General features: G+C 70.9%; 13 protein-coding genes and 1 tRNA gene. 9 read left to right on the top strand and 5 right to left on the bottom strand.

The annotated features are described in order from the left end of the window. Positions 1-30 precede the first annotated feature (30 nt). Positions 31-807 carry a 5-formyltetrahydrofolate cyclo-ligase gene (locus tag J2S42_RS12065; protein WP_307238584.1) on the top strand — a complete coding sequence of 259 codons (777 nt, stop codon included), beginning with the start codon at positions 31-33 and terminating at the stop codon, positions 805-807. A 281-nt stretch (positions 808-1,088) separates the two neighbouring features. On the opposite strand, the gene J2S42_RS12060 is transcribed toward J2S42_RS12065, so the two are convergent. Genes J2S42_RS12060 through J2S42_RS12050 form a run of 3 tightly spaced genes read right to left on the bottom strand, consistent with a single transcriptional unit; the run spans position 1,089 to position 4,668 of the window. Next, entirely contained in the window at positions 1,089-2,030 is a 942-nt protein-coding gene (locus tag J2S42_RS12060) for a carbohydrate ABC transporter permease (RefSeq protein WP_307238583.1), read from the bottom strand. Then, a complete protein-coding gene (locus tag J2S42_RS12055) occupies positions 2,027-3,016 on the bottom strand; it encodes an ABC transporter permease (protein ID WP_307238581.1) in 990 nt (329 codons plus the stop codon). The genes J2S42_RS12060 and J2S42_RS12055 overlap by 4 nt, the downstream gene beginning before the upstream one ends. Beyond that, entirely contained in the window at positions 3,013-4,668 is a 1,656-nt protein-coding gene (locus tag J2S42_RS12050) for an extracellular solute-binding protein (RefSeq protein ID WP_307238578.1), read from the bottom strand. The genes J2S42_RS12055 and J2S42_RS12050 overlap by 4 nt, the downstream gene beginning before the upstream one ends. A 160-nt stretch (positions 4,669-4,828) precedes the next feature. Between J2S42_RS12050 and J2S42_RS12045 the strand changes: the two genes are divergently transcribed. The 3 genes from J2S42_RS12045 to J2S42_RS12035 all read left to right on the top strand — a co-directional run bounded on the left by J2S42_RS12045 (position 4,829) and on the right by J2S42_RS12035 (position 10,190). Next, positions 4,829-5,998, top strand: coding sequence for an ROK family transcriptional regulator (locus tag J2S42_RS12045; RefSeq protein WP_307238576.1), 1,170 nt, complete (start codon positions 4,829-4,831; stop codon positions 5,996-5,998). A gap of 273 nt (positions 5,999-6,271) precedes the next feature. Next, the gene (locus tag J2S42_RS12040; protein ID WP_307238574.1) at positions 6,272-9,058 is read left to right on the top strand and encodes a glycoside hydrolase family 3 protein; all 2,787 of its coding nucleotides are present in this window, start codon (positions 6,272-6,274) and stop codon (positions 9,056-9,058) included. After that, positions 9,051-10,190 carry a LacI family DNA-binding transcriptional regulator gene (locus J2S42_RS12035; RefSeq protein ID WP_307238573.1) on the top strand — a complete coding sequence of 380 codons (1,140 nt, stop codon included), beginning with the start codon at positions 9,051-9,053 and terminating at the stop codon, positions 10,188-10,190. The genes J2S42_RS12040 and J2S42_RS12035 overlap by 8 nt, the downstream gene beginning before the upstream one ends. A gap of 245 nt (positions 10,191-10,435) precedes the next feature. On the opposite strand, the gene J2S42_RS12030 is transcribed toward J2S42_RS12035, so the two are convergent. Further along, positions 10,436-12,559 (bottom strand): glycosyl hydrolase family 95 catalytic domain-containing protein, encoded by a 2,124-nt coding sequence (locus J2S42_RS12030; RefSeq protein WP_307238571.1) that lies wholly within the window; start codon positions 12,557-12,559, stop codon positions 10,436-10,438. A 790-nt stretch (positions 12,560-13,349) separates the two neighbouring features. Beyond that, positions 13,350-13,432: transfer RNA gene (locus J2S42_RS12025), tRNA-Leu, on the bottom strand. A 131-nt stretch (positions 13,433-13,563) separates the two neighbouring features. Between J2S42_RS12025 and J2S42_RS12020 the strand changes: the two genes are divergently transcribed. From J2S42_RS12020 to J2S42_RS12000, 5 genes are all read left to right on the top strand, one after another. After that, positions 13,564-14,154, top strand: coding sequence for an ANTAR domain-containing response regulator (locus J2S42_RS12020; RefSeq protein ID WP_370879381.1), 591 nt, complete (start codon positions 13,564-13,566; stop codon positions 14,152-14,154). 384 nt (positions 14,155-14,538) lie between these two features. Next, the gene (locus J2S42_RS12015) at positions 14,539-15,579 is read left to right on the top strand and encodes a branched-chain amino acid ABC transporter permease (protein ID WP_307238568.1); all 1,041 of its coding nucleotides are present in this window, start codon (positions 14,539-14,541) and stop codon (positions 15,577-15,579) included. Positions 15,580-15,591: 12 nt separating this feature from the next. Then, a complete protein-coding gene (locus J2S42_RS12010; RefSeq protein WP_307238566.1) occupies positions 15,592-16,584 on the top strand; it encodes a branched-chain amino acid ABC transporter permease in 993 nt (330 codons plus the stop codon). Then, positions 16,574-17,506, top strand: a complete 933-nt coding sequence (locus J2S42_RS12005) for an ABC transporter ATP-binding protein (protein ID WP_307238564.1) — start codon at positions 16,574-16,576, stop codon at positions 17,504-17,506. The genes J2S42_RS12010 and J2S42_RS12005 overlap by 11 nt, the downstream gene beginning before the upstream one ends. Then, complete coding sequence (locus tag J2S42_RS12000) at positions 17,503-18,315, top strand: ABC transporter ATP-binding protein (protein WP_307238562.1); 813 nt, start codon at positions 17,503-17,505, stop codon at positions 18,313-18,315. Before J2S42_RS12005 ends, J2S42_RS12000 begins: the two co-directional genes overlap by 4 nt. Positions 18,316-19,991: the final 1,676 nt, after the last annotated feature.

The raw sequence follows: 19,991 nt of genomic DNA, 5'->3' as shown, positions 1-19,991 counted from the left end.
CCCGGCGCATGCTTTTGGGATGATCGGCGGATGCCCCGCCCGCCGAAGCGCCACGACCACGACGCCGGCGGCCCGGCCGAGCTGCTCGCCGCGAAGGCCGCGCTCCGCGACCAGGTCTGGGACGCGCTGATCGCGGCGAAGGCCGCCCGCTTCCCCGGCGCCCGGCACCGCATCTCCAACTTCATCGGCGCCGAGGCCGCCGCCGAACGCCTGCGCACGCTGCCGGAGTGGACCGCCGCCCGCACGATCAAGGCGAACCCGGACTCCGCGCAACTCCCGGTCCGCCAGCGCGCGCTGCAGGACGGCAAGACCGTCTTCATGGCCGTACCCCGCCTGGCCGAGCCCGAGCCCTTCTTCCTCCTCGACCCGGAACACCTGGCCGACACCCCGCGCCGCGCCGCCTCGATCGCCGGCGCGACCCGCTCCGCCCGCCGCGTCCCGGTCGCCGAGTTGCACCCGGTCGACCTGGTGGTCACCGGCTGCGTGGCCGCCGGCGAGGACGGCGCCCGCCTCGGCAAGGGTGGCGGCTTCGCCGACCTGGAATACGCGGTCGCCTCCGCCGCCGGCCTGATCGCCCCGCACACCCTCGTCGTCACCACCGTCCACCAGACCCAGGTGCGTCCCATCGGCGACATTCCCACCACAAGTCACGACGTCCCCCTCGACCTGATCGTCACGCCCGACCGGGTCATCGACTGCCGCCCGCACCGCCCCGCACGCACTCCCGGCCACATCCACTGGCCGCACCTCACCGAGGAGAAGATCGCCGCGATCCCTCTCCTCCAACAACTACGCAAAAACCTCTAAAGCGGATTTTTCCGCTTCCGGGACCCGCAGGTCCCAGTGCTCCCGCGGGCCCCGGTGCCGCACCCCCTCACTTCCCACAACCCACGCCGCCACCGCATCCGCAACCCCAGCCCTCGAAGCGCCCCCACCCACACCCGCCCGCAAGAAGGCGGCCGCATCACCGCCCCACCCCGCCTCGGCTCGCTGCCGTCCGGCGCTATCTGCCGAGATTTCGGGCGCGCGCCTGCGCTGGGTCCCGCGCCGGCAACCGCGCCTGCGCCGCGGAGTGGATCGGGGCCGGGTCAGCCCTTGACGGCGCCGATGATGACGCCCTTGGTGAAGTGGCGCTGGATGAACGGGTAGACGATCAGAGCCGGAACGACCGTCACGATGACCACGGCCATTTTGATGGCGAGGCTCGGTGGGGCGGAGTAGCCGATGCCGGGGATGTGGACGACCGCGCCGCCGCCGACGTTGGGTGGGGCCTGGCCGAGCAGGATGTAGCCCTGGAGCAGGCGTTGCAAGGGCTGGAGGTCGTTGCGGTCGATGTACAGGATGGCATTGAAGAACGCGTTCCAGTAGCCGACCGCGTAGAACAGGCCGATCACGGCGACCACCGCCTTGGACAGTGGCAGCACGATCCGGGTGAGGATGCGGAACTCGCCGGCCCCGTCGATCCGGGCGCTGTCGATCAGCTCGGACGGGATGTTCATGAAGAAGGCGCGCAGCACGACCAGGTTGAACGCCTGGATCGCGGTCGGCAGCGTGAGCGCGAGCAGGTTGTTCTTCAGGCCGAGGCCGGTGACCACCAGGTACGACGGGATCATGCCGGGGTAGATCAGGAACGTGAGCAGGAAGTAGAACAGCAGCGGCCGGTGCGCGACCGAGTCGCTGCGGGACAGGCCGTACGCGGCGAGCACGGTGAGCGTGAGGCTGACCGAGGTGCCGATGAACGTGATCAGCGTGCTGATCCAGACCGCGCGGCCGATCAGCCCGCCGGAGAAGATCACGACGTACGCGGACGGGTCGAACTCGCGTGGAACGATCACGTACCCGCCGGCCTGGTTGATGGTTTCGGCGGAGGAGAGGCTGGTGACCAGCACGACCCAAAGCGGGACCAGCACGGCCGCGGTGACCAGCGTGAGGATCGTGCCCTTGCCGAGCTGGCCGAGGACGCTGGGTCTCTCCTCCCAGACCGGCCGGCGGGAGGAGCGGGACGAGCGGCGCGGAACAGCGGTAGTCATGATTTCTGGTAGATCCCCTGCTCGCCGAACCGGTGTGCGATCTTGTTGGCGGCCAGGATCAGGACCAGCCCGACCGCGGCCTTGAACAGCCCGGCGGCGGCGCCGATGCCGTACTGCTGGACGACCACGCCTCGGTAGTAGACGTAGGTGTCGAGGACCTCGGCGGCCTGCCGGCCGACCGCGTCGCGTTGCAGGATGAACTGTTCGAAGCCCACGTTGAGCGCGTCGCCGAGCCGCAGGATGAGCAGCAGGATGATGACCGAGCGCAGGCCGGGCAGCGTGATGTGCCAGAGCCGGCGCCACCGTCCGGCGCCGTCGGCCGCGGCGGCCTCGTAGAGCGTCGGGTCGATCGCGGCCAGCGCGGCCAGAAAGATGATCATGCCCCAGCCGGCGTCCTTCCAGACCGCCTGCGACGTGACCAGCATGAGGAACGTGTCCGGGTTCGTCATGATGTCCGGCGGCGTGTAGCCGGCGTCCCGGACGACCTGGGCGAGCAGGCCGGCGCCGCCCAGCATCAGCTGGAAGAACGACACGACCAGCACCCAGCTGAAGAAGTGCGGCAGGTAGACGACGCTCTGGATGAACGAGCGCAGCCTCGGCGAGAGCACGCTGTGCAGCAGCAGCGCCAGGACGATCGGCAGCGGGAAGTAGAAGACCAGCTGGAAGAGCAGGATGGCGAGCGTGTTGCGCAGCGAGTCCCAGAACGACGGGTCCTCGAACAGCGCCTCGAAGTTCCCGAAGCCGATCCATTCGCTGTAGACGAACGCCTCCAGCGGGCTGTCGCCGGCGAACGGGTTGTAGTCCTGGAACGCGACCACGTTGCCCAGCGTCGGCACGTAGTGAAAAACCAGGACCAGCAGGAACGCCGGTACGACCATGAGCAGCAGCGGCCAGTCGCGGCGCAGCCGGTCGCGCAGGCGCCGCGGGTGCCGAGCCGGCCGGGTGACCGGCTCGGCGGCCTTCTTCGTCAACGTGGGTGCGCTCATCGGCCGTTGTCGGCCAGGACTTTGGCGTAGAACTCGCGGGCCTCGTCGCCGCCGGTGTTGCGCCACTCGGTGACGATCGACTCCAGGTCGGAGATCGGGCGGCGGCCGCGCATGATGTCGGTCAGTTTGTCCTCGGTCGGCTGCGCGATCGTGGCGATCTTGGTGGGCGTCTCCACCTTGATCCCGGTCCACGGGTCCGGCTCGGCGTACTGGATCGCGTCGTTGGCCCAGGCGAGGAAGTCCTGCGCGTAGTTCGGCACGTCCGCGCCGCCGACGATGACCGCCGGCCGCCCGCCGAGGAAGCCGAACTGGTTCGCGAACTCCTTGGTGTAGAGGTCGTTGGTGACCGGGGTGCCGTCGGCCGCGCGGGTGAAGTGGGTGCCCTCCACGCCGTACTCGCGCAGCTCGTACTCCTTGGTGCCGAACGGCGCGGCGGTCCAGTTGAGCACGCGCAGCAGTTCCTCGACGCGGGCCTGGCCCAGGCCCTTCTTGACGAACGTCCAGATGATGCCGGGCGTGCCCTGCCAGCGGACCGGTTTCTGCCCGGGCGCGGCGCCGAACACCTTGACCGGCTGGAGGTTGAACGCCGGGTTCACCCGGGCCTCGTCGCGCTGCAGTCCGCGCCAGACGCCCAGACCGCCCTGCCAGCAGACCACCTTGCCGGCGCGGAGCAGCGCGTTCGCGTCGCCGCCCCTGCTGCCGGCCAGGTCCGGGTGCATCAGCCCGTCCCGGTGGATCCGGATCATGAACTCGACCGCCTGCTTGTACTCCGGGGTCTCGTACTTGTGCACCAGCGTGCCGTCCGGGTTCTTCCGCCAGCCCTGTTGCGAGCCGGGCACGCCGAGCGCCTGCTGCACCTCGGCCGCGATGTCGCCGAACGCCCAGACGCCCTTGCCCGGGTCGGTGAGCTTCTTGCCGTACGCGTACAGCTCGTCCAGGTTCGTCGGGTCGGCCAGCCCGGCCGCCTCCGCCAGGTCCTTGCGGTGGAACAGCGCCCACGGGAACGGGCTGTCCGTCGGGAACGGCACGCCCATCAGCTTCCCGCCCCAGACCGAGTCCTTCCACGCCGCGGTGGGCAGCCCGGCCAGCATCGGGTAGTTCGCGCCCTTCTCCTTCGCCAGGTACGGCGTGAGGTCCTCGAACAGCACGTGCGCGCCCTCGGAGAACCGGGCGATGCGCCCGATGTCCCAGCCCGGGATCACCAGCAGCTCCGGCACGTCCCGCGCGCCGACCATGGCGTTGACCTTCTCGCTGTACGTGTTGCCGTCCTGCACGCTGAACCGCACCGGCACGCCGAGCGCGGCGTTGACCGCGTCCACGTAGGCGTTCTGCCCGGTCGCGGGCGGCGGCGGGCCCCACCACGGCGTGGTCGCGGAGATCGGCGTACCGCTGGTGCCGGGCTTCTCGGTGATCGCGGCGACGGTCTGCGCCGGGTACTTCACGTAGCCGTCCGCGACCGGCGGCGTGCCCTTGATGTCCGGCTGCACCAGCTGCACCGGCTGGTAGTCCGGCACCACCGCACTGGCCGCCTCCGCGTTGGTGGCGCTGCCGGCCGAGCCGGGCTCCCGGCTGCAACCACCGAGCAGGCCGCCGCCGGCCACGGACGCGGCGCTCAGGCCGACCATGCCTAGAAATGTCCGGCGGTTCGTCACCGCGGGCTCCTCTCGATGTACGTCCGAGGGGCTAGAGTTAGTTCGTCTGGTGACTAAACAAAGTAGCCGACGGTGCAGGGGCCCACAAGGGAGGCGCCGGGCGGTGGATGGGGCATGATGTGGGCGGGACACCGGGGAGCGGGGCTAAACGTTGATCACCATGCAGAGCGGCCCGCAGCCGGCCGATTTCGCCGACGTGCGGGCGACGAACCTGGCCGTCGTGCTGCGTCACGTGCGCGCGCACGGCCCGGTCTCGCGCGCCGGCATCGCCGCCGCCACCGGGCTGAACAAGGCCACGGTGTCCAGCCTGGTCGCTGACCTGATCGAGCGCCGCCTGCTGCGCGAGACCGGCCTGGCGGAGAACCGGATCGGCCGCCCGGCCACCATGCTGGTGCTGGACGGCTCGGCGTACGCGGCGATCGGCATCGAGGTCACCGGCGACCATCTGACCGCGGTCGCGGTCGACCTGTCCGGCGAGCAGCTGCTCTCCTGGCGGCGCGCGTTCACCGGCCGCGCCGGGGCGGCCCGCGGTGTCTCCGCGATCGCGGCGCTCGCCGGGCGGGCCGCTTCCCGCGCGGTCGCGCAGGGCCGGCGGGTGCTCGGGCTGACCGTGGGCGTGCCCGGCCTGGTCGACGAGGCCGGCGCGGTACGCCGTGCGGACGCGCTCGGCTGGTCCGGTGTGGACCTGCGCGGTGACCTGATCAAGGCGCTGCGCAAGCCGGGGTACGAGGTCGCGGTGGACAACGACGCGAACCTCGCCGCGCTCGCCGAGCAGCGCTACGGCGGCCACACCGGCGCGCGGAACCTGATCTACGTGGCCGGTGAGACCGGTCTCGGCGCCGGCCTGATCGTCGACGGCCGGCTGCTGCGCGGCGGGCGCGGCTTCAGCGGCGAGATCGGCCGGCTCCAGCTGCACGGCGGCACGCTGCAGGAGCTGGCCGGCATCGAGTCGCTGATCCAGCGCGCACTGCCGGACGCGGACGCGGAGGGCCCGATCGCCGACTTCGCGCCGGAGGTGGAGCGCGTCGCGGCCGCGGCCCGGGCCGGTGACGCCCGCGCGCTGGAGGCGCTGCGCGACGTGGGCCGCCACCTCGGGCACGGCCTGTCGCTGCTGACCGACGTGCTCGACCCGGAGGTGATCGTGCTCGGCGGCTACTTCATACCGCTGGCCGAGTGGCTGATCCCGGCGGCGCGCGCGGAGATCGGCGCGGGCCCCGGTGGCGTGACGATCACCGGCTCCGCGATCGGGCCGGGCGCGGCCGCGACCGGTGGCGCGGCCCGTGTGCTGGACGCGCTGGACGCCGGCGTGCTGCCCACGCTCGCCGCCTGACCGGCTTTTTTTGATGCGGTGTGTTTCATTGATCTTGGGCGTAGCCGCAGGCTGCGGTGGGAGCGGTTCCATCGATGCATGGGACGACATCGAATCGATGCTCCTCACCCCTTGACCGGGCCTGGCCGGGAGTGCAAACCTCTGTTTGCTCCGGGTGTAACACGCTGGAAACCGTGTGACCTCGGAGCTTTTCTCGAACGTTCGTCGAAGCGCTTCGAGAAACCTCCTCGCGCTCCCACCAGAGCTGTACGGCGCAGTCAAAGGATGAGCCCCGTGAGCGAACTTCAGCGCACCGACTTCCGCGACCCCGAGCAAGCGCTTTCCTCCCGCGTCGCGGATCTGCTCGGCCGACTCACCCTCGCGGAGAAGGTCGCGCTGCTGCACCAGTACCAGGCGCCGGTGCCGCGCCTCGGCGTGGAACGGTTCCGGACCGGCCAGGAGGCGCTGCACGGCGTCGCCTGGCTCGGGCCGGCCACGGTGTTCCCGCAGGCCGTCGGCCTGGCCAGCAGTTGGGACCCGGACCTGGTCCGCCGGGTCGGCGCCGCGGTCGGCGACGAGGTGCGCGGCTACCACCACAAGGACCCGGAACGCGCCGGCCTCAACGTGTGGGCGCCGGTCGTCAACCCGCTGCGCGACCCGCGCTGGGGCCGCAACGAGGAGGGCTACGCCGAGGACCCGTGGCTGACCGGCGTGATCGGCACCGCCTACGCCCGCGGGCTGCGCGGCGACCACCCGGTCTACCTGCGCACCGCCCCTACGCTGAAGCACTTCCTCGGCTACAACAACGAGACCGGCCGCGCGCTCACCTCCAGTAACCTGCCGCCCCGCGTGCTGTACGACTACGAGCTGCCCGCGTTCCGTGCGCCGCTGGACGCCGGTGCCGCGGTCGCGGTGATGGCCTCCTACAACCTGGTCAACGGCGTGCCCGCGCATCTCAGCCCGCTGATCGCGCAGGAACTGGCGGACGTGCTGGTGGTCGGCGACGCGGCTGCGGTCTCCAACCTCGCCCGCGACCAGCGCGTGCTGCCGGACCACGTCGCGGGCTTCGCGGCCGCGCTGCGGGCCGGTGTGGACTGCATGACCGAGGACGGCGACGACCCCGGGCCGACGCTGCGCCACCTGACCGAGGCGCTGGACCGCGGACTGATCGACGAGTCGCACGTGGACGCGGCGGCCCGGCGCATCCTGACCGTGCGGTTCCGGCTCGGCGAGTTCGACCCGCCGGAGCGCAACCCGTACGCGGCGATCACCGCCGACTCGGTCAACTGCGTCGCGCACCAGGCGCTCGCCCGTGAGGCCGCACGCGCGTCCGTGGTACTGCTGCGCAACGAGTGCGGGCCGCTGCTGCCGCTGCGCGCCGGCACCCGGGTCGCGGTGATCGGGCCGCTCGGCGACACCGTGCACGAGGACTGGTACGCCGGCAGCCTGCCGTACCAGGTCACGCCGTACCGTGCGATCGCGGGCCGCGGGCCGGCCACGTTCACCGAGGGCGCCGACCGGATCGCGCTGCGCACCCCGGCCGGGTACGTGTCCGGCCCGGACGGCGGCCCGCTGCGCGGCGACGCGGACACGCCCGGCCACTTCGACGTGCTCGACTACGGGTACGGCGTGATCGGGCTCCGCGCCGTCGCGACCGCGCGGTTCGCCGCCGTGCGCGAGCCCGGCGGGCCGCTCGTCGCCGACCAGCCCGGCCCGAACGGCTGGGAGGTCCACGAGACGTTCGAGACCGCGGACGCGGGCGACGGACGGCTGCACCTGCGGCACCGGCAGACCGGCCGGTGGATCGCACTGGGCGGCGACGGCCTGCTGCGCGCGTCCGCGGAGACCATCGCGGACGCGGCACCGCTCACCGTCGACCTGATCATCGACGGCACCGAGGTCGCGGTGGCCGCCGCCGCGGACGCGGACGTGGCCGTGGTCGTGCTCGGCAATCACCCGATGGTCAACGGCCGGGAGACCGAGGACCGGCCCGGCCTCGGACTGCCCGGGGAATCGATGCTGCGCGCGGTGCATGCCGCCAACCCGCGCACCGTCCTCGTGCTGACCAGCAGCTACCCGTACGCGATCGGCACGGCCGCCGTCCCCGCGGTGCTCTGGTCCGCGCACGGCGGGCAGGAACACGGCGCCGCGCTCGCGGACGTGCTGTTCGGCGCGGACCCGGACGGGCACCCGGTGGACCCGGCGGGCCGCCTCACCCAGACCTGGTACCGGTCCGAGGCGGAACTGCCGGACCTGCTCGACTACGACATCGTCGCCACCGACGCCACCTACCTCTACTACCGCGGCACGCCGCTGTTCCCGTTCGGGCACGGGCTCAGCTACACCCGGTTCGCCTACCGTGACCTGCGGCTCAGCGCGGCCACGACCGGCCCGGACGGCACCGTCGAGGTGTCCGCCGAGGTGACCAACGCCGGTGATCGCGCCGGTGCGGACGTCGTGCAGCTCTACACCCACCAGCAGCGCTCGCGGGTCAAGCAGCCGCTGCGGGCACTGCGCGGCTTCGCCCGGGTCCGCCTCGCACCCGGCGAGAGCACCCGCGTCACGATCCCGCTGCGCGTGGCCGACCTGGCGTTCTGGGACGTCACCCGCGGCCGGCCGGTGATCGAGGCGGCCCGGCACACCGTCGCGATCGGACGGTCCAGTACCGACCTCACGCTGACGACCACGCTCACCGTGCGCGGCGAACGGATACCGGCCCGCGACCCGTCCGCGCCGCTGCGCGCCGTGGACAACGACGACTACGACGGCGTGCTGCCCAGCCACCACGACATGCTGACGTCCACCCGCGCGGACGCGTGGGCCGCGTTCGAGCACGTCAGGTTCCAGGACCATGCGCGGGTGCGGGTCCGGGGCACCGGCCCGGGCACGGTCACGCTGCGGCTCGACGATCCGGCCGGGCCGGTGCTCGCGACCGTCGACCTGCCCGCGTCCTCCGGCGAGGTGACCGCGCCGGTGTCACCGGCGAGTGGTGTACGCGACCTCTTCCTCGTCTACGACGGCGCGGGCATTACGGTGAGCGATATGACGTTCACGGTGGCCGAGAGGGGCGTCGGTGGCTGAGATCCCCGTACCGGTGCAGGGCGGACCGTCCGACGAGGACCGGCCGGCGCCCGGGCGGCGGACCATGAGCCCCCGCGGCGGCAAACGACCGGACATGGTCACCATCACCGACGTGGCCAAGCACGCGGGCGTCGCGGTCAGCACCGTGTCCTACGTGCTCAGCGGCAAGCGCGCGATCTCCGCGGTCACCCGGGAACGCGTCCTGGCCAGCATCCGCACGCTCGGGTACCACCCGCACGCCGGCGCCCGCGCGCTCGCCAGCCGCCGCTCCAACGTGATCGCGCTGGTCCTGCCGCTGCGCACCGGCATGCACCTGCCGGTGCTGATGCAGTTCGCCACCGCGGTCGTCACCACGGCCCGGCAGTACGACCACGACGTCCTTCTGGTCACCGCGGACGAGGGGGCGCACGGGCTGCGCCGGATCGCCGCGTCCGCCATGGTCGACGGCATCGTGCTGATGGACGTGGAGATGCGCGACCCGCGCGTGCCGCTGCTGCACGAGCTGGAACGCCCCAGCGTGCTGATCGGCTTCCCGGCCGACGCGGGCGGGCTCACCTGCGTCGACCTGGACTTCTACCGGGCCGGCGCCGCGTGCGTGGAACACCTGGTCGCGCTCGGTCACCGGTCGCTGGCGCTGCTCGGCGCGCCCGCGGTGGTCTACGAACGCGACACCGGGTACGCCCGGCGCACCCGCTCCGGCTTTCTGGAGGCCGCACGGCGCCACGGCGCGGCCGCGACCGCGCAGCCGTGCGAGGAGACCTATCCGGCGGTCCGCGACGGGCTCGCCCGGCTGCTCGCCGAACGCCCCGACCTGACCGGCCTGGTGGTGCACAACGAGGCCGCGGTCGCGCACGTGCTGGCCGCGCTGCCGACGCTCGGCCGGAACGTGCCCGCCGACATGTCCGTGGTCGCGATCTGCCCCGACGAGCTGGCGGAACGTTCCGACCCGGCGCTGTCGTCGGTGCTGATACCGGCGGAGGAGGTCGGCCGGCAGGCGGTGTCGCTGCTGATCAGCAAGGTGGAGGGGGAGTCGGTCCCGGAGGCCACGCTGCTCGACCCGCGCCTGACCGCCCGCGCCAGCACCGCCCCCGCCCGTCCGGCCCTCTCCCTCTCGGCCGGCCTCGACGCCTGACGGTTCTCGCCGCGTTCGTGTCACAAGGGCCGGACCGGCACCCCTGAGCGGAGTAACGCTTTCCTCATGCGGCGGCCGGTCCCCGCGGGGGCATGCGGACAGCGGCCACGCCAGAAGCGGGAATATCGGCTCCCGAGAATTCAGAGCGATCGGGGCGCCGGTTGCCCGACGCCCCGATCCCGCGTGGACGCCCCCACCATGGCGCGCCACGCCCGGCTAATTTTTCCGTGTGTCCAAACTAAGTGTCAACACTTCAAGAGTGTTTCGACGTCGGGAACTAAATCGACCTGTACGGATGTGCCGTCCGGCAGCCCGACGGTCGCCGCCAGGCGGCGTGGCGCGGTCAGCGCCGCCTCCAGGCCGGTGGGCGACCAGGACATCCGGACGATCCGGACCGGCCCGCGGGCCAGCAGGCCGGACACCGCACCATGCGGCCAGGCCGCCGGCAGCGCGGGCAGCAGATCCACCCGTCCCTCGCCGGACCGGACCAGCATCGACGCGACCAGCGCCGGCAACGCACCCGCGATGTCCACGTTGAGGATCGCGTCGCGGTTGTGCGTCGGCACCAGCGACGGCCGGAAATAGCGGCCGGCCAGCCGGGTCAGCGCGCCGTACGCCACCTCCGCCAGCCCCAGACGGGCCGCCGCGATGCCCAGCTGCGCCAGGCCGTAGGCCATCTCGTCCGCCTCCTGCCCGTCCCACCACGCCAGCCGCGCGCGGATCGCCCGCGCGGCCGCGACCCGCAGCGCCGGATCGCCGAACGCCGGATCGCCGCCGTACCAGAGCGGATACAGATGACTCGCGTGCCGGTGAGCGGGCGCGTCCGCCAGGCCGGCGTCCACCCACTCGGCCAGCAGGCCGTCCGGGCCGATCCGGTACGGCGGCAGCGCGGCCAGCAGCGACCGCCAGCGCGCCGCCCGCGGATCGTCCGGCACGAATCGCAGCAGGTCCCGGAGCAGGCCGGCCGTCGCGGCGACGTCCATCGTCGCGTCCACGCACGCCTGCGAGCCGGTGTTCGACGGCGCGTTCTCCGGCGAGTAGGACGGGGCGAACCGCGCCCGGCCGTCCGTCACCGTGACGAAACCCAGGTGGAAATCCGCGACCTCGGCCAGGAACGGTACCGCCCGCTCCCGCAGGAACGTCTCGTCGCCGGTGTGCTCGTAGAACTCGGTGAACAGCCGCGCCAGCCACGCCGCACCCGCGGTCCAGAACGTCTGGCACCAGCGCGGCCCGAAATGGTTCACCAGCGCATGCGTGCTCTGGTGCACCGGCGCCAGCAGGCCGTTTACGCCGTACAGCCGGCGCGCGTTCATCCGCATGTCCGGCCGCCGGTCCTCGGCCATCCGCAGCAGCGGCTCCAGCAGCTCCGGCGTGCCGGTCGGCGCGAATCCGGCGACCGCGGCCGGCAGATTTCCGTCCAGCGTGTACGCGCTGCGCCACGGCGGCCGGTAACCACCGCTCCACACGCCCTGCAACGTCGGCGGCAGTTCGCCCGACGCGGAGATCGCCGCATACCGGCACGCGTTCACCAGCGTCCCGGTCCGGTCGTCGGGCAGTTCCAGACGAAACCGCCGATACAGCTCACCGTGCACCGCGACGTGCGCGGCCAGCAACTCCTCGAAACCACCACCGGGCCACGAGGGTACGGCGGAACCGTCCACGACCGTGCGCGCGAGCAGCAGGAGGCCGCCGTCGTCGCGGGACACCCGGCACTCCACCCGGTAACCGGCGAGCGCGCCCGGCCAGTCCGCCTCCGGGAAGCGCACGCCCAGCGACAGGCCGTCGACGGTGGTGCGCACCGGGGATTCCGGCACGCCGCCGACCGGGGCGATCGCGAGCGTGCCGTCCGTGCCGATCACACGCAGCGCCACCACGTCATCGGCGCGGGAGACGAACGCCTCGCACCGCACACCGCCCCAGGTCTGGGTGACCACGCCGGTGGCGAAGTCGGTGCTGCGGGCGTAGTCGTCCGCCGTAGTCCGGGTCGCGGCCGGGCCGGCCGCGGGGTCCGGCGTGAGGTTCGGTGCGGGATTCGGTGCGGGGGTGAAGGTGATCGTGGCGGCGCCGATCAGCGGGTCGACCCAGCGCACGTCCGCGTAGCCGGGCTCGGCCGCGGCCGCGTGCGCGCAGACCCGGTCCGCGGCCGCCGCGAACCGGCCCTCGGCGAGCAGCCGGCGCAGCTCCGGCAGGATCGCGGCGGTGTCCGGTGGCGGCAGCGGCGCGGAGACCGGCAGGAACAGGCGCTCGTGCGACAGCGTCAGCTGGATCGCATCGGGCCCACCCCAGAACAGCAGCCCCTGACGGCCGTTCCCGGAGATCATCGCGTGTTCCCACTCCCGTGCCGCGGAGTGATCCGTGTGAAGATCCATTCACGCACTGTGGCCGCGGATAAGGCGAGCGTCAATCATCGATATGCGCGACGCGATTCCACCGATGGTTACCCGGCGTGCGGAAATGAGCGCGGAATGCGAATTTGCGCCCAATGAGGGGCGCATCGGAGCCGGTGGAGGCGGGCACCTGCCTCCACCGGCTCCGTCGGTGCGTCGAAGCACCGGAGCGCCGCCTGGCGCGACCCGTGGCGGTCGTGCCGAGCGGGGGAAAGTCTCTGGCCGCAGGCGCTGCGTGCGGCGACATGAAGAACCTTACGCGCTCGTTCCGGGGTCGCGGGTGACGCAGGGATGAAGATCATGTTTCCAAGCGCTTCGTCCGAGTGATCCCGATCTCACCCTATTTCCCGACTTCGGCCCCACGAACGCGACAAGCCGCAGCCCAGGCGCCCGTTCGGCCACCGAAAGTCTATTCCGCCGACTTGTCCACCACTCGGCGCCGAGTCGCTCGAGTGACCGTCGGCACAGGTCCATTATGTGAGCGGACTCATTGGTGAACATGTATCGCGGGTACGAATGTGTGCGCCCTCACGGTAGCCCGATTGCCGAACCGGCACCCGTCGGAGTGAATCCGTCCGGGCGCGAACGCCTCGGCGTGCGCGCCGGCGATCGGCCGCTCGTGCTCCGGCCCGGGGCCGTGCTGCGGGGGTGGGCGGGTCCCAGTGGCTCCACCGCGCGCCGACCGTGGCGCACCACCCGGCGCTCGCCCGGTGGTGCACCGAGCGAGCGCCGCAGGCGGGCATCGCCGTCCCGGCGTATGACTGTGTGAGAGTGCCGAGGGCGGGATTCGAACCCGCATACCCTTTCAGGCGGAGCATTTTGAGTGCCCTGTGTATACCGTTCCACCACCCCGGCGTCACGCGGCATGTAAAACCTCGTTACGCCGCGCTGAGGGAATCTAGCCTACCCACTACGCTGAGGGCGACGGCACCCGACCGGCCGGGTGTCGGGATCCAGGAACGTTGGGGGTTGTTCGCGTGGCCGACATGCAGGCGGGTTCGGAGCGTCGTCGGGTGCTGATCGCCGAGGACGAGGCGCTCATCCGGCTCGATCTCGCCGAGATGCTGGTCGAGGAGGGTTACGAGGTCGTCGGTGAGGCCGGCGACGGCGAGACGGCCGTGCGCCTGGCCGGGGAGCTGAAGCCCGACCTGGTGATCCTGGACATCAAGATGCCGATCATGGACGGGCTGGCCGCGGCGGAGCGGATCGCCGGCGACCGGATCGCGCCGATCATCATCCTGACCGCGTTCAGCCAGCGCGATCTGGTCGAGCGCGCCCGCGCGGCCGGCGCGATGGCATATCTGGTCAAGCCGTTCCAGAAGTCCGATCTGGTGCCGGCGATCGAGATCGCTCTGTCCCGCTACTCGGAGATCGCCGCGCTGGAGTCCGAGGTCGCCGGCCTGTCGGACCGGCTGGAGACGCGGAAGGTGGTCGAGCGCGCCAAGGGCACGCTGATGGCCACGTACGGGATGACCGAGCCGCAGGCGTTCAAGTGGATTCAGCGGACCGCGATGGATCACCGGATGACGATGAAAGAGGTCGCGGAGCGCATCCTCGCGGAGACTCCGAGCGCCTGACGAGGCCGTCTCTCGTTGCTTTTTGTTAAACGCCGATAACTGATTGATAACACGGCGTTGAGGGGCTGTGACGCGGGCTATGATCCGCCAGTCCTGAGGTGACACACCGTCAGGACCCGCGTCAGAGACTTTCGAGGAGCACCGTTGCGTAGAGCCGTGATCATGTTCACGGCCCTCCTGGGTTCCCTGTTCTTCGCTCTCGGTGTGAACGCCACAAGCGCTTACGCCGCCGAGGGTGAGGGTCTGCAGGGGTCGTTGAGCAATCAGAACCAGCCGCTGGCTGGTGTCAGGATCAACGTCACTCAGGATGGCCAGCCGGCCGGATCGGCCGTGTCGGGAGCGGACGGGAAGTGGACGCTTTCCGTGCCGCCGGGGACATATGAGGTGGTCCTCGACGAGAGCTCGCTCCCCGAGGGGGTCGGCCTCCAGGGGACGCTCGGCCCGAACCGCACCCTCGAGGTGTACGAGGGCCAGATGCGGAACGTCCTCTACCCGCTCGGCCCGGTGGGCGCGAACGCGCCGCCGGCGGAGGCCGCGCCGACCATCTGGGACCGCCTGCCGAACCTGGTGTACACCGGCGTGCACATCGGCCTGATCCTGGCGCTGGGCGCGCTGGGCGTCTCGCTGATCTTCGGCACGATGGGCCTGACGAACTTCGCTCACGGTGAGCTGATCACGTTCGGTGCGCTGATGGGCTTCCTCTTCAACGTGACGATCGGCCTGCCGCTGTGGCTGTCGCTGATCCTCGCGGTGGTGGTCGGTGGTGCGTTCGGCTGGTTGCAGGACAAGTTCTTCTGGGGCTGGCTGCGCCGGCGCCGCACCGGCCTGATCGGCATGATGATCGTGTCGATCGGTCTGGCGATGGTGCTGCGGTACGTCTTCCTGTTCCAGTTCCGCGGTGGCACGCAGCAGTACCGGGAGTACGCGGCGCAGCCGGGTATCGAGATCGGCCCGCTGCTGATCGCGCCGAAGAACCTGATCATGGACGCGGTGGCCATCCTGGTGCTGGTCGCGGTGTCGTTCGCGCTGCTGAGGACGCGTCTGGGCAAGGCGACGCGCGCGGTGTCGACGAACCCGGCGCTGGCGGCCGCTTCCGGCATCGACGTCGACAAGATCATTCGACTGATCTGGACGATCGGTGGCGCGCTCGCCGCGCTGGCCGGCGTGATGCTCGGTATGTTCCAGGGCCTGAACTTCCAGATGGGCTTCCAGATCCTGCTGCTGGTGTTCGCGGCGGTCACGCTCGGCGGTCTGGGCACGGCGTTCGGCGCGCTGCTCGGCAGCATGGTGGTCGGCATCGTCACGCAGGTCTCGACGCTGTGGGTGCCGACCGAGCTGAAGAACGTCGGTGCGCTGGCTGCGCTGATCATCATCCTGCTCTTCCGGCCGCAGGGCATCCTGGGCCGCCGAGAGCGGATCGGTTAAGGGGGCCGCGCCATGAACTGGGAACTGATCTTCCAGGTCTCCGTCGAGTCGATCATCGGCTCCACCGCGATCATCTACGCACTGGCCGCCATCGGCCTGAACGTGCACTTCGGCTACACCGGTCTGCTGAACTTCGGCCAGTCCGCGTTCCTCGGCGTCGCGGCGTACGGTCTCGCGATGTCGGTGGCCACGTACGGCCTGCCGTTCTGGGTCGGCATCGCGGTCGGCCTGGTCGGCGCCGTGCTGCTGGCGCTGCTGCTGGGCGTCCCGACGCTGCGGTTGCGCGCCGACTACCTGGCGATCGTCACGATCGCGGCCGCGGAGATCATTCGCCTGCTGTTCCGCTCGGTCAGCCTGAGCGAGTGGACCGGCGGTTCGGACGGCCTGCAGGCCTTCTCCGACGGCTTCTACGACATGAACCCGTACAGCGCGGGCATCAACCTCGGCGGCCTGATCACGTTCGACTCGCGCGAGATGTGGGTGCTGACGGTCGGCTGGATCCTGGTGGCGCTCTCCTGCCTCATCGTCTGGCTGCTGATGCGCAGCCCGTGGGGCCGGGTGCTGAAGGCGATCCGGGAGGACGAGGACGCGGTCCGCAGCCTCGGCAAGAACGTCTTCTCCTACAAGATCCAGTCGCTGATCCTGGGTGGCGTGCTGGGCTCGCTCGGCGGCTTCATGTTCGCGGTCAGCCGCGCGGCCGTGCAGCCGGACACGTACGGCACCGAGTTCACGTTCTTCGCGTACACCATCCTGATCCTGGGTGGCGCGGCACGGGTCTTCGGCCCGGTGGTCGGCTCGATGATCTTCTGGTTCCTGATCGTCTTCGTCGACGCGATGCTGATCGAGCTGATCAACGTCGGCGCGATCTCGTCCTCGATCATGGACACGACCCAGGCCGGCTCCGTCCGGTACATCCTGGTCGGCCTCGGCCTGATGGCCCTGCTGATCTTCCGTCCGCAGGGAATCTTCGGCGACAAGAAGGAGGTCATGCTCGATGCCCGCTGAGACGCTCCCGTCGCTGGCCGACGTCCCCCGCGAGCCGGGGGCCAAGAAGCCGGACCCGATCCTGGTCGCGGACGGCGTCGTGCGCCGCTTCGGCGGCCTGACCGCGGTCAACGTGCAGCACGTCGAGATCCCGCGCGGCCGGATCACGGCACTGATCGGCCCGAACGGCGCCGGCAAGACCACCTTCTTCAACCTGCTGACCGGCTTCGACAAGCCCGACGAGGGCACGTGGACGTTCAACGGGAAGAACCTGGGCGGCGTCGCCGCGCACCGGGTGGCCCGGCTCGGCATGGTTCGCACGTTCCAGCTCACCAAGGCGCTCAACCGCCTCACGGTGATGGACAACATGCTGCTCGGCGCGACCGGTCAGAAGGGTGAGAACTTCTTCCGCGCGCTGATCCCCGGACTCTGGCGTGCCCAGGAGAAGGAGATCACCGAGCGGGCCGAGGAGCTGCTGGTCCGCTTCAAGCTGGACGCGAAGCGCAACGACTTCGCGGGCAGCCTCTCCGGCGGTCAGCGCAAGCTGCTGGAGATGGCCCGGGCGCTCATGGTCCGGCCGGACATGGTGATGCTCGACGAGCCGATGGCCGGCGTGAACCCGGCGCTGACGCAGTCGCTGCTCGGCCACGTCAAGGCGCTGCGCGAGGACGGCATGACCGTGCTGTTCGTCGAGCACGACATGGACATGGTCCGCGACATCAGCGACTGGGTGATCGTGATGGGCCAGGGCGCGGTGATCGCCGAGGGCACGCCGGACGAGGTCATGGCGGACCCGCGGGTCATCGACGCGTACCTCGGCAGCCAGCACGACGAGCCCGGGGTCGCAACGGCTCCGGCCACCGAGGCGCCGGCGGCTACCGTTGCGGACACGGCCGACGGCACACCCGCCGCCGACAAGCCGGCCGGGGAGGAGAAGGCATGACGGACAAGGTCACCCAGGCCGAGGCGCTCGCCGACGACACCGCCGGTGTGCACGTCGTCGACCGTACCGAGCACGTCTCCGCCGCCGAGGGCGCGCTCGTCCGCTGCGACGAGCTGCTGGCCGGCTACCTGCCGGGCGTCAACATCCTCAACGGCGCCGACCTGTACGCCAAACGCGGCGAGCTGGTCGGCATCATCGGCCCGAACGGCGCCGGCAAGTCGACGCTGCTGAAGGCCCTGTTCGGCCTGGTCAACATCCGGTCCGGCACGGTCACGCTGGACGGCCAGAACATCACCAACCTGAAGGCGCACGACCTGGTCGCCCGCGGCATCGGTTTCGTGCCGCAGACGAACAACGTGTTCGGGACGCTCACCATCGAGGAGAACCTCGAGATGGGCACGTTCCTGCGCCCGAAGAAGTTCAAGGAGCGGTTCGACTTCGTCACCGGCCTCTTCCCGACCCTGGGCACCCGCCGCAAGCAGCGCGCGGGCTCGCTCTCCGGCGGCGAGCGCCAGATGGTGGCGATGGGCCGCGCCTTGATGATGGAGCCCAGCGTCCTGCTGCTCGACGAGCCCTCCGCGGGTCTCTCCCCGGCCATGCAGGACGAGGTCTTCCGCCGCACCAAGCAGATCAACGGCACCGGCGTCACGGTCATCATGGTCGAACAGAACGCCCGCCGCTGCCTCCAGATCTGCGACCGCGGCTACGTCCTGGACCAGGGCCGCAACGCCTACACCGCCTCCGGCCAGGACCTGATGCACGACCCGAAGGTCATCGAGCTCTACCTGGGCACGCTCGCCACGGCGTAGCAACACCCACCGAGGGCCCGGTCGCGTTCATTCGCGACCGGGCCTTTCATATACCCGCTCCCGGCGTGCCCGATCTCCGAACGCTCCGACTCTGCTGCCCGTTCCCCGCCGCACCCCCGCCACGCTGCGGCAGCCCTGCCGTGCTGCGGTGGCCCGGCCTGCTGCGGTGGTCCTGCCGTGCTGCGGCAAACTGATGCCGCTCCGGAGGTCCCGCACTCTGTGCGCGAAATATCGCATTATCTCGCCTCGTCTGGTTGGCGCTGCCGCCGACGATCGACGCTACTCGACCCTGAGTGATCAATCAGTGGAGCGTTAGGGATATCAACTTCGCTAGATGACCTCCGTTTCGCTCCACCGATTGATCACACAGGCGTCGGATCCATGGCGGATGGGATCACGCGGCCGAGGACTTTGTCCGGAAATGTCGGGAGGGTAGCGCACCTGGCCTTGCCGGCTCTGTTCGGCGCGCTTGCGTGTGGGGCAGCGGTAGCGACCACATGAGGTCAGGCAGGGAACCCACGTGAGCGGGAGCCGATACATCACGAGATTTCGGGCGCGAAGTGCCCGGCTCGCTTGTCGCCTCGGCGACGTTGCCGTGGCGGCTGAGATCCCCCGAGCGCGCCGGCGGCTGCCGCTCGTCCATCGGCGTGGCGGTCTACGGCTGCTTGCCCACCGTGGCGCGGCTTCCGGCTCCGCTCTTGTTACCGATGGCGATTCCGGCTGGTCTTGGCACGGATCGCCGTTTCCCGCTGCTTCCGTATGTGGTGGCTGCTTCCGGCTGGTCTTGTCGCGAGTGGCGGTTTCCGCTGGTTGCGTGTGTGGTGGCGGCTTCCGGCTGGTCTTGGCGCGGCTCGCCGTTTCTCGCTGCTGCCGTGCGTGGGCGGCTTCCGGCTGATCTTGTTGCGCCTGGCGGCTTTCCGCTGCTTCGGTGCGTGTGGCGCGGCTTCCGGCAACTTCCGTGCGCGTGGCGGCTGGCGCCGCGGCCGCCGGATCGCCGCGCGGCCGTGGGCGGCCGCTTGCGTCCCCTACGACGGCTGTTCGGCCGCTCCGCCGAGTGTCCTGCGGCGGGGCGGTTGCCGGCCGCAGGGTTGCGGCGGGGCACACCTACCCGTTGAGAAACGGCCGTGACGCGGTGGCCGGCGGGTAGGTGCTCGCGTCACGGCCGGACGCGTGCGCGCCGTGCTCCGAGGGGTCCGGCCTGCGGCGCGCGGCCGGTAGCGGCTCGCGTGCGTCCGGTGGCCGCACCGCCGCCGCATGACAGGTGAGGGTCGAGGAGGGGCGGAGCACCGCGGCTTCGCCACGGGACGCGGTTGCCTCGGTCGTGAATCCCCTGGGCGCGGGCGTCCTGCAACCGGTATTCCTGTGACGGCTGCGCCGGCAACCGGCCGGCATCTCCGGTGAGAAAGTGCGCGCGGCTGGGCCGGCGGCATTTCCGGTGTGTGGGGCGGCGGGTTGAGCGGCGTAAATGGGGGGACGAATTCCAGGATGTGGGAGATGGAGTGGGGGCTTGTGGCCACGGATCCGGAAGGGAGGAGCGCCAGCGACGACCGGGGCCCGCGGGAGCATGCGGAACCGGTGTCGCCGGAAGCGGGAATATCGGTTCTGGAGCCTGGAGATTGTCGTGAATGTGTTTCGGGGGTGTTTCAGCATATCGAGGGTGCATGGAAAAGGGCCCG

The organism is Catenuloplanes indicus, from assembly GCF_030813715.1.
Classification (GTDB): Bacteria; Actinomycetota; Actinomycetes; order Mycobacteriales; family Micromonosporaceae; genus Catenuloplanes; species Catenuloplanes indicus.
This window is presented reverse-complemented; position numbering and strand designations above follow the sequence as displayed.

What these genes read in the sequence shown, in the direction of transcription:
- J2S42_RS12065 (WP_307238584.1), top strand. Translation starts at nt 31, where the DNA reads ATGCCCCGCCCGCCGAAGCGCCACGACCACGACGCCGGCGGCCCGGCC.
- J2S42_RS12060 (WP_307238583.1), bottom strand. Translation starts at nt 2,030, where the DNA reads ATGACTACCGCTGTTCCGCGCCGCTCGTCCCGCTCCTCCCGCCGGCCG.
- J2S42_RS12055 (WP_307238581.1), bottom strand. Translation starts at nt 3,016, where the DNA reads ATGAGCGCACCCACGTTGACGAAGAAGGCCGCCGAGCCGGTCACCCGG.
- J2S42_RS12045 (WP_307238576.1), top strand. Translation starts at nt 4,829, where the DNA reads ATGCAGAGCGGCCCGCAGCCGGCCGATTTCGCCGACGTGCGGGCGACG.
- J2S42_RS12030 (WP_307238571.1), bottom strand. Translation starts at nt 12,559, where the DNA reads ATGGATCTTCACACGGATCACTCCGCGGCACGGGAGTGGGAACACGCG.
- J2S42_RS12020 (WP_370879381.1), top strand. Translation starts at nt 13,564, where the DNA reads ATGCAGGCGGGTTCGGAGCGTCGTCGGGTGCTGATCGCCGAGGACGAG.
- J2S42_RS12010 (WP_307238566.1), top strand. Translation starts at nt 15,592, where the DNA reads ATGAACTGGGAACTGATCTTCCAGGTCTCCGTCGAGTCGATCATCGGC.
- J2S42_RS12005 (WP_307238564.1), top strand. Translation starts at nt 16,574, where the DNA reads ATGCCCGCTGAGACGCTCCCGTCGCTGGCCGACGTCCCCCGCGAGCCG.
- J2S42_RS12000 (WP_307238562.1), top strand. Translation starts at nt 17,503, where the DNA reads ATGACGGACAAGGTCACCCAGGCCGAGGCGCTCGCCGACGACACCGCC.